10 protein-coding genes are annotated in these 14,522 nt (G+C 40.5%); 2 read left to right on the forward strand and 8 right to left on the reverse strand.

The genetic code is table 11. The annotated features are described in order from the left end of the window. Positions 1-116: 116 nt before the first annotated feature. The 5 genes from J2S06_RS12145 to J2S06_RS12165 form a co-directional block, all read right to left on the reverse strand. Complete coding sequence (locus J2S06_RS12145; RefSeq protein WP_419152484.1) at positions 117-1,205, reverse strand: YkvI family membrane protein; 1,089 nt, start codon at positions 1,203-1,205, stop codon at positions 117-119. An 84-nt stretch (positions 1,206-1,289) separates the two neighbouring features. Continuing rightward, entirely contained in the window at positions 1,290-2,399 is a 1,110-nt protein-coding gene (menC, locus tag J2S06_RS12150; RefSeq protein ID WP_419152485.1) for an o-succinylbenzoate synthase, read from the reverse strand. A gap of 17 nt (positions 2,400-2,416) precedes the next feature. Further along, the gene (locus J2S06_RS12155) at positions 2,417-3,244 is read right to left on the reverse strand and encodes a GNAT family N-acetyltransferase (RefSeq protein WP_419152486.1); all 828 of its coding nucleotides are present in this window, start codon (positions 3,242-3,244) and stop codon (positions 2,417-2,419) included. Beyond that, a complete protein-coding gene (locus J2S06_RS12160; protein ID WP_419152487.1) occupies positions 3,241-4,383 on the reverse strand; it encodes a M20 peptidase aminoacylase family protein in 1,143 nt (380 codons plus the stop codon). Before J2S06_RS12160 ends, J2S06_RS12155 begins: the two co-directional genes overlap by 4 nt. 5 nt (positions 4,384-4,388) lie before the next feature. Next, entirely contained in the window at positions 4,389-5,243 is an 855-nt protein-coding gene (locus J2S06_RS12165; RefSeq protein WP_044893117.1) for a MurR/RpiR family transcriptional regulator, read from the reverse strand. Between the two features lie 306 nt (positions 5,244-5,549). Here J2S06_RS12165 and J2S06_RS12170 point away from each other — a divergent pair, with 306 nt between their 5' ends. Continuing rightward, a complete protein-coding gene (locus J2S06_RS12170) occupies positions 5,550-6,644 on the forward strand; it encodes a glycerol dehydrogenase (RefSeq protein ID WP_419152488.1) in 1,095 nt (364 codons plus the stop codon). A gap of 142 nt (positions 6,645-6,786) precedes the next feature. On the opposite strand, the gene J2S06_RS12175 is transcribed toward J2S06_RS12170, so the two are convergent. From J2S06_RS12175 to J2S06_RS12185, 3 genes are read right to left on the reverse strand one after another with little or no spacing between them, the layout of a single operon-like run. Continuing rightward, positions 6,787-7,287, reverse strand: coding sequence for an acetone carboxylase subunit gamma (locus J2S06_RS12175; protein WP_044893119.1), 501 nt, complete (start codon positions 7,285-7,287; stop codon positions 6,787-6,789). Between the two features lie 16 nt (positions 7,288-7,303). Then, positions 7,304-9,580 carry a hydantoinase B/oxoprolinase family protein gene (locus J2S06_RS12180; RefSeq protein ID WP_419152489.1) on the reverse strand — a complete coding sequence of 759 codons (2,277 nt, stop codon included), beginning with the start codon at positions 9,578-9,580 and terminating at the stop codon, positions 7,304-7,306. Positions 9,581-9,598: 18 nt separating this feature from the next. Then, the gene (locus J2S06_RS12185) at positions 9,599-11,749 is read right to left on the reverse strand and encodes a hydantoinase/oxoprolinase family protein (protein WP_419152490.1); all 2,151 of its coding nucleotides are present in this window, start codon (positions 11,747-11,749) and stop codon (positions 9,599-9,601) included. 339 nt (positions 11,750-12,088) lie between these two features. On the opposite strand from J2S06_RS12185, the gene J2S06_RS12190 reads away from it, so the two are divergent. Further along, positions 12,089-14,089, forward strand: a complete 2,001-nt coding sequence (locus J2S06_RS12190) for a sigma-54-dependent Fis family transcriptional regulator (RefSeq protein ID WP_419152491.1) — start codon at positions 12,089-12,091, stop codon at positions 14,087-14,089. Positions 14,090-14,522 lie beyond the last annotated feature (433 nt).

Raw genomic sequence — 14,522 nt, forward strand, 5'->3', positions numbered from 1 at the left:
CAAATGAAATTAGAGGCTGACACGTATGACATGCTGTAATCCCTAAGGACAATGGCATGCTATGAAGTCAGCCTCTTGACTTTCTAGAACTCGATCAACTTGTTTATTTCACTCCTTTAAAAACGTGATGATCCATTGATTCCAACAGGCGATTTTCTTTTGTTCTGTATTTCTTTTATCCAAGCGATGACAATTGCCGCAATGAGGGTAAATCCAAGATATCCCATTAGCGGATATACGGTTCCAACTAATGTAATAAAGCCAATAAAGCTTGCTGCAAAAGCGGTAGTACCAAATAAAGCCACAAACATTTTGAATTTGTCATGCTGAGGTTTGACGATACGGGCAGAAAAAGCATAAAGCATTCCGACTGCGGTGTTATAAATCATCCCTAACAAGATGATCGACATGAACATACCGACGATAGGAGATAGCTCATTTGCTAAATAGAGCATCGGCATATCTACACCCATAATCGTCTCAACCTTTGCCAGCATCCCGAGATTAATCAATAATATTAGAACGCCTAATCCTATTCCTCCTAATATTCCTCCTAATCCGGCTGTTTTTTCATCTTTTACAGCTCCCCCCATGACCACTAGCATGGCCGCTCCTGCTGCAATGTTATAGGAAACGTATAAAAGTGCTCCTAATCCCCAGTTAGACGCAGCGGCATATTGTTGATCAATTAATTGGTTTGTATCCAATAAACTATGTTCCATCGTAGCCAAAGAATAACCCGAAATGATCACAACGAGTACAAGTAAAAATGGAGTGATGAGGCCGATCATGGAGATCACCTTATGGATATTTAAAGAAACCGTTAAGATCGTGATGATCGTCATGAAAATACTCCCAACGATACTTGGGACTCCAAACTGCTGTTCAAAAATAGAACCAGCCCCTGCAATCATCACAACTAAAACACCAAATAAGAAAAACGTAATCATCATATCGACAACCACGCCAAGATAGCGCCCGCAAATGCTATAAATGACAGCTTTATGAGAAGTTGTCTGCATTTTGCTGCCTAGTTGGGTTAAATTCATCCCTAAAAAAGCAAAAAGAAGAGTAGCTAACATCGTGCCTAAAATCCCTAGCCAGCCAAAGCTCGTGAAAAATTGTAATATTTCTTGACCAGAGGCAAACCCTGCACCAACGATTAGACCAATAAATGCACCAGCAATTTGAATACTTTGCTTCATTTTTTCCTCCTTGCATTAGTTAGAATATTTTGATAATTTTATATGATAAAAGCGATGGGAAGAGGCATCTCCTCCCAACAGCTATTAGGATGAAAAAGATTTCTCATTAATAGTCAATTGTTGAATCACCTCAAGATTCGGCTCATATCCAATTCCCGGTTTGTCAGGAACCGTAATCACGCCATGATGAACTGTGACCTCAGGGGTAATCACATCTTTTTCCCAATAACGGCTAGATGCTGCGGTATCACCTGGCAGCACAAAGTTCGATAAAGTTGTTAACGCAATATTATGCGCCCTTCCAATTCCAGACTCAAGCATTCCTCCGCACCAAACAGGTATATTGTGCTTCTCGCATAAATCGTGAATTCGTTTTGCTTCTGTTAAGCCACCGACACGTCCTATTTTAATATTAATAATTTTCAAGCTTCCTAGTTCAATCGCTTTTCTAGCATCTTCATAAGAATGAATGCTCTCATCAAGACAGACTGGCGTTAATATTTGTTTTTGCAGCTTCGCATGGTCGACAATATCATCCGATGCAAGCGGCTGCTCAATCATCATAAGATCAAATTCATCTAGCGCCTTTAATCGGTCTACATCATCAAGCCGGTAAGCCGAATTAGCGTCAGCCATTAATGGAACGTTCGGAAAATGCTTACGGATTTCCCGCATGACTTCAACATCCCATCCCGGCTTAATTTTCACTTTGATTCTCTTATATCCATCCTTGACATATTTCTCAATTAGATGAAGAAGCTCATCAACATTTTTTTGAATGCCAATGCTAATCCCGACTTCTATTTCCTTTTTCGTTCCACCTAAAGCATTGGCAAGGGATACCCCTTTTTGTTTCGCATATAAATCCCAAACAGCTCCTTCAATCGTCGATTTGGCCATATTATTTTTACGAATGTTGGAAAAGATCTGCGATATTTCATCAGGATGTTCAATCTCTCTATTTAGAACACTTGGAATGAGAAAATCTTCTAATATGTGCCAATTCGTTTTTATCGTTTCCTCATTGTACCAAGGAGAATGGAATGCTACAGACTCTCCCCAGCCGCTCAATCCATTTTCATCCTTTGCTTCAAGTAAAAGAAACTCTTTATCTAAAAAGGAGCCAAAGCTTGTTGTAAAAACAAATTTCAATCTCATTTTGATATGACGTAAGATCACTTGTTTGACTTTCATCATCATTCCCACCTTCATCAAATGTTGACATGTATTCTTTGCATCAATAAATAATAATGAACCGGTTCATCGTCACTTTTCCTTAAAAATACAGCAGCATATCCTTTTTGAAACAATGCTTGGAACACTTTTCTCGTCTTTAAGCGCCACTCCATCGCCAAGGAATAATTTTCCCGTTTTAAATGTTGAAAATTTGCTGGAACAGGAACGAGTACCGGTTTTTGTTGATCGGAAATATTTTCAATCTCATCTTCCACATCGTCTAAAATCGGTAACTGATCAATCGTGGTCTTCCACGGAAGCTTGAATGGTTCTTCCTCTATATTCACACCATGATGATCGATCACATGTGGACTGTTGATCCACCATTCTACTTTAAAGCGATCAGAAGGAAGACCGTAATTCAAATTGTCTTCCATTTCCCCGTAGCAATTTTCTATATACGTCGAGCAAATCGCATGCAATTTCGAAAGATTTAAGTAAGCATTTCGAGTTTCGAGCGGATCAAATGTCCACACGATTAAGTCATATCCCATGTCACGGGCAATCTCTTTTTGTGCTTTTTTTAGCTTTGCTCCAATTCCTTTTTCTTGATGGTCCGGATGGATGCCAAGCATGTGCGAGCATAAATAGCTTTTGCCATGCTGAAAACCAGGAAAGCTGTAGCTAAATCCGACCATTTCGTTATCGATAAAAGCACCTAGTAATAGCCCGCCATTTTGCGCAGCCGTGATCGTTTGATGAAGTGGTAGTGGATCCATTTCCCATACTTGCTTTTCAAGATTTTGAACCATTTGTAAATCGGAATGGCTTTTTAATACGCGGATTTCTAGTGCTGTACTCATGATATCTCACCCAATTCATATGCTTTGATGGTGTTTAAGAATGTTTTCGTTAAAATCTCGATACCAGTGTATATTGCCTTATGATTAAAGGTCATTTTCGGGTGATGCAGTCCTGGCTTTAAGTCAGAGCCTAGACCTAACATCGTTGCTTTGATGTGTGGTTTTTTCAATGTATAAAAATGAAAATCCTCTCCTCCCGTTGTGACAATAGGAGGTTTTAAGCGCTGTTCACCAATTGTGTCAATAATCGCTTGTTCCATCAAACGCTGTGCTTGTGGATGAACCTTTGCTGCCGCAACATTTGCTTTCGTCTCTAACGTGATTGTAACTCCATAAAGTTTGGCAAGAGCATTGGCGATGGCTTCAATTTTCTTCGTTAGCTCATTCATCACTTCATTTGTTTGGGCTCGTAAATCTAAACTAAACGTTGCTTTCCCTGGAATAATGTTTCCCGATTCACCGCCAGCATGGAAGCTGGTCATTTTCGCTGTATATGGAATCATCGGGTCTAAATGAATGTTTTTCATTTCGTAAATGAAGGAAGCACCGATTTCAATGGCGTTTTGTCCCAGGTGGGGTCTTGCGCCATGGGCATCCTCGCCAACAATTTCACCTTTAATAAATTTAGCGGCTCCATGGTATATCGCAGGAGCGGCCTCACCGTCTTTCAATTCTTGAATAGGTCTAAGATGGACACCGTATAAAAAATCAACATCATCTAATACTTTTTTCTCCATCATTTTGAGGGCGCCCGTCCCTTTTTCCTCTGCTGGCTGAAAAATAAATTTTAGTTTAGCAGATGATGAGACATTTAGTTTTTGAAAAAGAAGCATTACGCCAAGAACCATTGTCATATGAGCGTCATGACCGCAGGAGTGATTTGCACAAAACTTTCCATCAACCTCCTGCCATAAAGCATCCATATCTGTCCGTAATGCGATACAAAAATCACCTGTTCCAATCTCCGAAACTAATCCAGGACAATCAGAAAAGGTTTGTACATGAAAACCCCGTTCCTGTAAAAAATGTTGAATATATGCTGTAGTCTTATATTCCTGCCAGCTAATTTCCGGATGCTGATGGAAATATGCAAAGATGGAATCAATCGTCGGCTTCAGTTCTTCAATGAATTTTTTCACGCATTTCAACCTCCATCACGAACAAAAAAGAAATCTCCATTTAATTGATCATATTGCTCCTTTCTCTTTTCAAATCGCTCCTTATCCTTAATGGAAACACCTGCTACAAGCGCGTTTAAAAAGGAAAACAACGCTGGAGCAGAATCAATCGTCGATTTTTCAGATGAAAAAATTTGAAATATCACATCGGAATACTCATGAATTGGAGCTAATGGCGAATCGGTAATTCCAATAACATATACTCCTTGTTCTTTCGCTAATTGGGCAACTTTAATCGTTTCCATTAAGTAGCGATGAAACGAAATTGCAATTAACGTAGAGCTTTCATCCATTTCACTGATGGACAATAACAAATCATCGGTATCTGGACGAAGTAGTTGGACATTCCCCCGAATAAGACCGAGCGTAAAGGCTAACCAGCTTGCAGCGGAAAAAGAAGTACGCAATCCAGAAATATAGACTTTATTCGATTTTACTAATTGATCCACAGCGTTGTTGAAATCTTTCTCTTGAATATGATGGATCGTTTCTTGAATATGTCTCAAATCTTGTTCCATCACTTTTGCATAAAAATGGGGCTGCTCCGCTAATTCCAGTTTGCTAGAAAAATATTGCTCAAGACTGCTTTTCCGATCAAGCAGCTGTTTGCGAACCATTTTTTGCAGCTCAGAAAAACCAGATAATTTAATCGAATAGCAAAAGCGAATGACTGTCGTTTCACTGACTCCGACGTTGTCGCCAATTTCTTTTGCTGATTTAACTGCAAAATCTCTTGGAATTTCTAATAAATATTTCGCAACCTTTTGCTGCCCCTTTGAAAGATTTTTATACTCCTTTTGAATAATATCTGTTAAATTCATCGATCATTCACCTTTTGATGAAAAAAATAGAAGTTTAAACTTTATAATAACTACAAAACGAAGTTTATACTTCATATATAATTATTAATAAAATTACCATAAACGTCATGACGCGTAAAGATAATTTCGAAAATTCCATTAAATAACGTTCATCCATTTAATTAATCATGAATAATAACAATAATACGAAAACTGTTTGAAAATATTGTGAATGTTCCATTTTTAAATTGGGAAAAGTTCGTTTTAGTGATATAATCCATGGTAGGAAGTATATTTTTCCAAAAAATCACTTTGGAGGGGTATAAAATGGCAAGAATTATTAACTCACCAGCAAAATACATACAAGGTAAAGGAGAGCTTCAAAATATTAGTCAGCATATTCGGCCTTTAGGGAAATCCTTTTTAATCATCGCTGATGAATTCGTCTTAGGTCTAACTCGTGAAACAATTGAACAAAGCTTTTCCGATCAAGAGGGCACTTTGACTTTCGAGACGTTCCGAGGTGAATGTTCAAAGCAAGAAGTAAGTCGCCTGCAAACGATTGTCCAAGAAAATGACATTGATGTTATTGTTGGTGTTGGCGGAGGAAAAACACTCGATACCGCAAAAGCTGTAGCGTATTATTCTAAACTTCCTGTTGTGATCGTGCCAACGATTGCATCAACAGATGCCCCATGCAGTGCGTTATCTGTTCTATACACAGAAGAAGGAGTATTTGACGAATATTTAATCTTGCCGAAAAACCCCGATATTGTTCTTGTAGACACGCAAATTGTTGCAAATGCTCCGGCAAGACTTCTTGCAGCTGGTATTGGTGATGCTCTAGCCACATATGTAGAAGCAAGAGCTTGCTACGAAGCAAACGCCATTCCAATGGCTGGTGGTACGATTACTAAGGCAGCGATTTCACTTGCTGAGCTTTGTCAACAAACATTATTTGAAGATGGAGTAAAAGCGTTCCTTGCTGTGGAACAAAACCTTGTCACAAAAGCTGTAGAAAATATTGTCGAAGCGAACACCTATTTGAGCGGTGTCGGTTTTGAAAGCGGCGGTCTTGCAGCAGCTCATGCGATTCACAACGGGTTTACCGTCATCGATGACCCTCATCATTTATACCATGGTGAAAAAGTAGCGTTTGGAACAATCACTCAACTCGTTTTAGAAAACCGCAGCATCGAAGAAATTCAAAAATACGTAAACCTCTGTGCAGAGATCGGCTTGCCAGTTACACTTGAAGAAATGGGCATTACCGAAGATATTGAGTCTAAAATACGAAAAGTGGCCGAAGCTTCCTGCCAAGAAGGCGAAACGATTCACAACATGCCATTTCCAGTTACACCAGATGATGTTTACGCAGCTATACTTGCAGCTAACACCATTGGAAAAAAATTAAAGTCATAACCAAATAAATAACATTTCTTCATAAAAGGAAGAGACTCTCTCGTAAAAGGTCCATTTTTATGACCTGATGAGACAGTCTCTTTTGTACACTTTTGTCCTTTTTATTCACCTGTTTAGTTCAAATTGCGTTTTCTTTCATTGCTTATTTCACCTGAGGAAGTGGACGATTCAGCCACTCGCTATAAAAAGCATCAATATCCGGCTCAAAATCTTTTAATATTGGGTACCATGGTGTGACTGCTTCTACCTCTAGCTGGCTCGCACAGTTCGGACAATAGTATTCACGAATAACTTGCCACTCTGGATCTGGTGCAAGCATTTTCGGATATAGTTCCGCCATTTTTGCCTCCGTATCACGAACATAGATGAGAGCATGCAGCTTCCAGTTGTCACTAGCCTCACAAAATTCATGTCCGCAATCACATTTTACGATTCGTCTGCCGTCTTGCTTCTGAACGATGTAAAGGTGAAGTCCAGCTGGCAGCAATATTGGATCGTCCCACGGAACCCTTTCCTGCAGGATGCTAATATACTTGTCAAATCGGTCAGCATCCTTAAAATTTGAAAGCATTTCTTTTAATTTGTAAAAATCAATCGATCCATCAATTAACTCTTCAATCGTTTTACGATCATATTGTGTCATAATCTCACCCCATTCGTTATGATTTTTTCTGGCGATTTATTTTCGCCCCAAAGGTCGGCACGCCTAACTCGTCTTCTGTTAAATGCCATTCGTTCGGAAGCTTCCAAAATTCTTTAAACTCATTCACAAATTTTTCACTTAAAGCAAAGCTTCCTGCATACATATGTCGAACTTGCACAGCCGCTTCTTTGTTGATAACTTTTTGTCTCTCCTGCTTTATCCATTCTTTTACTGGAAGTCCTCGCTTAAGACGCTCTTTTCTCATTTCTTTCCGACGCTTATCGGTCGCTTTCTCATCAACGATATACTTACCCTTTTCATTTTGACTCACAACAGCACCGTAAACGCTTTCAGCATAGCGCGGAAGCAGGTGTCCTTCATTTAAATCATCCTCAATCATTTTCGGATTGCGCTCAAGCGGATCTCCAAATCCAGGACCCCCACGAAGGTAATTTAAATATAGATCGTAATTTTCAAAAATGGTTTCAGTCGTAATAGCTTGCTTATCGCGGATAATTTCCTTCGCTTCCATTAAATGATCATATTTCGGGTTATCCGGGTCAGTATCTCCACCTGTTGGAATTGGTAGTCTCTTTTCAATTCGTTCTTTCAAGTTTGTACCATGTGCTTCAAAACGGTAGCCAGATGCTGCTGGATAGCCGCCCATTAAACCGCAGTCACTTGACATGTAGCCATTCCCCATAAAGAACATCGTCCAGTCTTTCGCACCATATACCATCCGTAAAGTCTCGTATCCGCTGCCGCCACGGTATTTTCCGTACCCTGCTGTATTTGGTTTAATGCTTCGGCCTAAATAAAGGAGTGGTTCGGCAAGCTCCCAAATTTCCATATCTCCCATATCGCCTTCAGGGTTCCAGATCGCCGCTGCATGGCTGATACCGTCTCGAACCGCACTTGCTCCAACACCTTCAGCTGCTGATTCGAAGCTGTTAACGGCATGATTTTCATTAAATTGGTTATAACCGCCTCCTTGCAGCCAGTTCGACGTATTCGCATTACCAGCATTGACTTCTTCCAAATATCCCCGGGCAAAGTAGTTGCGGCTAAGTGCACGCCATAACGGACTCCACGCTGACACGAGGAAGTGCCATGCATAGCTGTGTGCGGTCCGAATATCGTCTGGATTTAACCATGATCCGTATGGTAGGTCAAATTGGCTCGCATAATAAGCTCCGTCATTTACCCGATCGTTCGGGATAAGAGTTTGCGACATCATAACCCATATACCGCTCGTAATCGAAACAGGCGTTGCGTTGTAGCTGTGCCAACCCCATCGATTGACCCCTTCGAAGTCGATTTGAAACTTGCCATCCTTGTGAACAGTCAGTTCAGTCGGTGCATGCATAATCGTGTTTACGCGAGCGTAAGGTGGAACATCAAGATTTTTATATGGTACGTCCACAAATGAAACTTGGCGGTATTTACCCGGAATCAACAACGTTTTCACCTGATTAACAAAGCCGCGGCGTCCGTCCTCAATCACCTCTCGAATAAAATGCTTATATGTGTCAACACCTTCCTCCTTGATAATATCAAGGACAAGATCCCTAATCATGTGGCAGCCTGCAATGCGCGTCCGTTCATCAAGCAGCCAGTACTTTGTTGTTCGGACAGAACGCTGGCTTTCAATGAGCCAATCCTTAAAGAGCGTATCGTTTTTACCGATTTTTCGGCAGGCCACTTGGTATCCATCATCATATCGGGTAACCGGACCGACTGTCATACTTCCTGGTGCCGTTGCGCCAACATCGATGACATGGGTAACCCCGCCAACCCAACCAATTAGCTCACCATCGTGAAAGATCGGGACAATCGTATGAACGTCACATGGATGAACATTTCCGATTTGGCAATCATTGTTACAAAATATATCTCCATCTTCAATACCTGGATTTTCTTCATAATCATTTTGAATCATATATTTAATTGCTGCACCCATCGTCCCGACGTGAATGATAATTCCAGTTGAAGTGACAATGGAATCTCCTTCTGGCGTATAAAGTGTAAAGCATAATTCTCCTTCCTGCTCAACAATCGGGGAAGCCGCTACTCTTTTGGCCGTTTCCCTTGCATGGACAACCCCTCCCCGCAATTTCGAAAAGATTTTTTCATAGCGGATCGGATCGGTTTCTTTTAATGGTAATGTCCTTAACCCTGCATAATATCCTGTCGCTCGGCTAATTTCATCCACTTCCTTGCGCATCTGTTTGATCGTTTTTCCGTCCCAGCCAATATTTTGACGGTTTTGTAAGGTTTTTTCAGTCATCGTCATGAAAAATAACCCCCTTTATCATGAAAGTTCTTTCAGATGGAAAATGCGATGCTCATCAAGATATGTTTCAAAGCCAGGTGGAATGACAAACGTTGTAGCTGGAGATTCAAGAATGGAAAAGGCACTGATTTTGTTGCCTGGCTTTAGTTTTTCCATTTCCCAAATGTTTGCCTTGATCCATTCGCCTTTCCAGTACACATCGCGCTGGCCAAGAAACGCTTCCTTCGGCGGAGTTTCTCCTGATAATGACTCCTCAGGAATTCTCGGTTTAGCTACTTCGACAATGCCCCGTATGATTGCACCTGTAATACTGTAGCCAAGCTCAGGCGATTTGGCTGCTTTTGCGTAAACTCTCGTGTACGTGTCTTCAAATGCTTTGACAAGTGCCTCCCAGTCACTAACACTCTTAAACTTTTTAATTGGCGCTTCAATTTCAAGGTCATTTAACTGGCCTTGGTACTGCATGCGGAAATAAAGGCGGAAATCTACATCTTCTCTGTTAAAGTTATTTTTCTCAAATTCAGCCGCTACTTTTTCCATAAGTTCGTCCCATGCATCTTGCAATTCTTTACCAGCCTTTATCTTATTGTCATCTCCATCATCAGAGTTTACATTGATATCAAGCGTTTTATCGTAGCGGTATTCAAAGTCTGCCGCACCGCAGCCAAAAGCTGAAAATCCAGCTGCCCAAGCAGGGACTAGAACATCTTCAAAGCCAAGACCTTTCGTGTAGCCAGCCGTATGAAGAGGACCACCGCCTCCGTAAGAAAAGCATACATATTGGGATGGTGAATACCCTTTTCCAAGAATCATAGATTCAAGGTAATTGCGCAGCTGAGACTCAAGTAAATCGATCACACCATATGCTGCGTCTTCTACAGATAATCCGAGCGGATCGGCTATCTGTTTCTTAACCGCATCATAAGCTCTTTGCGGATCTAGCTTGACTTCACCACCGAGGAAATTATCTGGATTGATGAGTCCGAGGACGACATGGCAGTCGGTAACCGTTACCGTTTCGATACCGCCTTCCTTATAACAGACGCCTACTCTTGATCCCGCACTGTCTGGACCTAGTGTTAATGACTTGAAGTTCGGATCGATTCTGACAAAGCTTCCAGCCCCCGCTCCAACTGTATCCATCGAAACAAGAGGTAATGACAGAACAAGTCTAGCCATATCCGGACTAGTATTAATGCTTAAATCCCCTTGAGTAATAAGGGCCATATCAAAACTTGTCCCACCGATATCGGAGCATGCAATATTACGAATTCCGAGATGTTCCCCAAGATATTTTGCGCCAACGACTCCACCAATCGGACCAGAAACGAGCGTTCTCGCAAGCTCATTTGCACGCGTACTAATTGTTCCACCGTGGCTTGCCATGACCCGAAGATCAAATTTCGCACCATGCTCTCTTAGCATGTGATCGATTTTTGACAATGTCTCACGAGACGGATCGGCTGCATAGGCTTCTATTATAGTTGTATTTGTGCGATGAGACTCTTTTCGGACAGGATAATAATCTACTGACGCAAAAACCGGGATTTCTTTTCCGACTTTCTTCATCACTTCTTTGGCGATATCACGGACTTTTCGTTCATGTTGAGGATTTTTGTAAGAATGAAGCAAGCTAATGACAATCGCTTCAACATCTTGTTCTAATAGTTCCACAACGGCAGGCTCGACTTCATGTTCATAAAGCGGAATGACAACGTTTCCAAATAAGTCCACTCTTTCGGTTACGCCTCTCGTCAACTCCCTTGGTACAAGCGGAGGATCGTAACGATGGGTATTTAAATGCAAACGGTCTGAATAAGAATAACCGAGATAAGCTTGGATCGCCCGGCCCATACGATGAAAATCCTCCATCCCCTTATTCACGATTAAGCCGACCCGGCGTCCTTTCCTTGACACGAGACGATTTAGCATCGCGGTTCCAGAATAGACACCTGCAAGGAGCTGCGGAAATTGTTCTTCTACTGTTGTGTTCCAGTAAGTTAAGGCATCTCTTGCAGAGTTGATTAGACCAATCGATTCGTCATCAGGTGTAGATTGGGCCTTTCCAACGACAAAATCACCATTGTCGTCAATGATGAAGGTATCAGTCATCGTCCCCCCTGCATCGATCGCAAGTATTTGCGCATTCCGAGTTGCAACTGTTTCCATCCTTTTCTCCCCTTTCTTTTCTCAAACATTGATTTCGTTTTCACTTTTATCTTTGCAAGTTACGTGCCAATTTTCAGAATATTGAAATAAGAGAGGTTTTATTAAGGCTGTTTTCGTAAACTTTGTTGCTTGCCTGGACAGTTAAAAAGCTATGGTTGTAAAGCAACAATCTTTTAGAAAAGAGCCTTTATTAAAAATCGATTGATGAACTGTAGCGAATTGCTACAACTGTTTCGCTACAATTTTTCCATGAAACAATACAATAATCTTCGATTCCCTTTCATCGTATAAAATGTTAAAATATTCTTAAAATTAATATAATAAAAAGGAGGGAAAAATGTGGGGAACAACATGAGTAATCCTTTTATTTCGATCTTCTCAACACATAATTTATCTAATCGAACAAAAGAATTAGAAATTTTATGGGAAAGGTTTGTTACAAAATCGTGGCAAGATGAAATAGCTGGGAATATAAGAAAAAATGTTTTAGATTCTTGGAAGCGCTGTCAAAAAACAGGTGTTGATCCGCGGCAATTGCAAACGAAGGTAGCTTTATCAAAAGACAATTTAACAGATTTATTACAGGAGAGTGAGCTATATCAAGTTGCAGAACCGATTATCGATGATTTGTTTGACAAAATGAAAGGAACCGGCTACCTAGTCACGTTATCCAATGAAAACGGCCATATTATTTATTTGAAAGGAGAATCTTATGTCTTACGGGAAGCAGAAAAAATGAATTTCGCAGCTGGTATGGACTGGAGCGAAAAAACTGCAGGCACAAACGCGATTGGCACGTGTATTGTCACCAAACATCCCATTCAAATTTTCTCTGCTGAACACTTTTGCCAAGGATGTCATCCATGGACATGTTCTTCAGCTCCTATCACACATCCCTTCACACAAGAGATTATCGGTGCCATCGATTTTACTGGATTTTGGGGGAACGCCCAACCTCACACTCTTAGTTTAGCTGTATCCATTGCACAAGTGATCGAAAAGCAGCTTGCACACGTCTATATGAAAGTGCACAACTTTTTAACCGAGTATTATTTTCAAAAAGCTCATAAGTGGAAAAACGATGATATTCTTGTCCTCAACCACGCCTTTTTCGTTGTAAAATGCAGCGAAAAATTAAAAGAATGCTTTAACCTTAAGCATGTAGGAGATTTGATGGTAAATCTTGATTTTCAGCCGTTAATCCAAGAACTTCAAAAGATGTCCAAATCGTCTAATGGAAGCTACAATGCAATAGATTTGATGATTCGTGGTTTTAAAGTCCTCACGATTGAACGGATTTATTTTAAGGGAAATGTAGCTGGATATATGGTTGTGTTGAAAGATAGCCAAAAAGCAGTTCTTCCCTCTTCTCGACTTAATTTCCAAAATGGACCATGGGAGGATGTCATTGGAACATCAGAGGCATTTTTAACAGCCTTAAACAAATGCTATAAAGCGGCTCCTACAAATGCTCCGATTCTTCTTTTAGGTGAAAGCGGTACAGGAAAAGAGAAAATAGCCAAATCCATACATAAATCGAGTCAAAGATGCGATCAACCTTTTTTGGCTATTAACTGTGGTGCCATACAAAAAGAGCTGATTGGAAGCGAATTATTCGGCTATGAAAGGGGAACATTTACTGGAGGCGCAAAAGAAGGTAAAAAAGGAAAGTTTGAGGAAGCAAACGGCGGCACTTTGTTTTTAGATGAAATCGGGGAGATGCCGCTTGAACTGCAAGTTCATTTACTCAGGGTACTACAAGAAAATGAGATTACGAGGCTAGGTTCATCCCGAACTATTCCAATAAATGTTAGAATCATTGCCGCGACGAATAAAAACTTATATACCTTATGTAAACAAGGGCTTTTTCGCGAGGATTTATTTTTTAGACTAAACGTTGTGACCGTCCACCTTCCTCCTCTTCGTGAGCGGAAGGAAGATATTGTTCTCATTTCTGAGTACTTTTTAAAACAATTGGCTAAAAAATATGGGAGAGAATCCCTTTCACTTGCAGACGAAACGCATCATTTCTTTTTACAATATACATGGCCAGGAAACATAAGAGAATTGCAAAACGTCCTTGAGCATGCCGTCATCTTCAGCGATTCACCTGTCATTACGTTAAAAGACTTACCTATATACTTAATGGAAAACAGAATGACTACCTCCATCAACAACGAACAAAAGAAGCTATCTCTTATCGAATCGGAAGAGAAAAAAGTGCTGATCCGACTTTTAGAGGAAACAGGCTGGAATTTATCAGCTGTCGCCAAAAGAATGAATATTGCCAGAACCACTCTTTATCGGAAGCTAAAAAAATATCAGTTAAAACAAAGATAAGTTCATTTCTCGCAGCTCTCGTCCTTATTTTTTATAAGGCTGTTTTCGTAAACTTTGTTGCTTTTCGACTGTCCATGAACCGAACAAAGCACGTCGTCGGACAAATTACATTTGTCCGACCATCGCCTTTTGTTCGGTTCACGTCACACTAAAGTGTGACATAGCAAGCGTGTCGCTTGCCTGGACAGTCGAAAAGCTATGGTTGTAAATCAAAAATCTTTTAGAAAAAAGAGCCTTTTATAAAAATACCCGCAAGAAAATCCAATCTTATTCATATATAAATTCACACAATAAATCCCAAGGTATACTATGATGTTTAACGAAGGCAATTTCCTTTATTAAACAACAGGACGATTTATTCCTTTCGCCTTATTCGCTACCCAACTTGTATAAAATGTCATCTTGAAACCATACATCGAACCTCCCCTTTGAA

Origin of the sequence: Bacillus alveayuensis (assembly GCA_030812955.1) — a bacterium.
GTDB classification, from domain to species: domain Bacteria; phylum Bacillota; class Bacilli; order Bacillales; family Aeribacillaceae; genus Bacillus_CB; species Bacillus_CB alveayuensis.

Coding starts and splice junctions, on each gene's coding strand:
- J2S06_RS12165 (WP_044893117.1), bottom strand. CDS start 5,243: ATGAATTTAACAGATATTATTCAAAAGGAGTATAAAAATCTTTCAAAG.
- J2S06_RS12170 (WP_419152488.1), top strand. CDS start 5,550: ATGGCAAGAATTATTAACTCACCAGCAAAATACATACAAGGTAAAGGA.
- J2S06_RS12175 (WP_044893119.1), bottom strand. CDS start 7,287: ATGACACAATATGATCGTAAAACGATTGAAGAGTTAATTGATGGATCG.
- J2S06_RS12185 (WP_419152490.1), bottom strand. CDS start 11,749: ATGGAAACAGTTGCAACTCGGAATGCGCAAATACTTGCGATCGATGCA.
- J2S06_RS12155 (WP_419152486.1), bottom strand. CDS start 3,244: ATGAGTACAGCACTAGAAATCCGCGTATTAAAAAGCCATTCCGATTTA.
- J2S06_RS12145 (WP_419152484.1), bottom strand. CDS start 1,205: ATGAAGCAAAGTATTCAAATTGCTGGTGCATTTATTGGTCTAATCGTT.
- J2S06_RS12180 (WP_419152489.1), bottom strand. CDS start 9,580: ATGACGATGACTGAAAAAACCTTACAAAACCGTCAAAATATTGGCTGG.
- menC (WP_419152485.1), bottom strand. CDS start 2,399: ATGAAAGTCAAACAAGTGATCTTACGTCATATCAAAATGAGATTGAAA.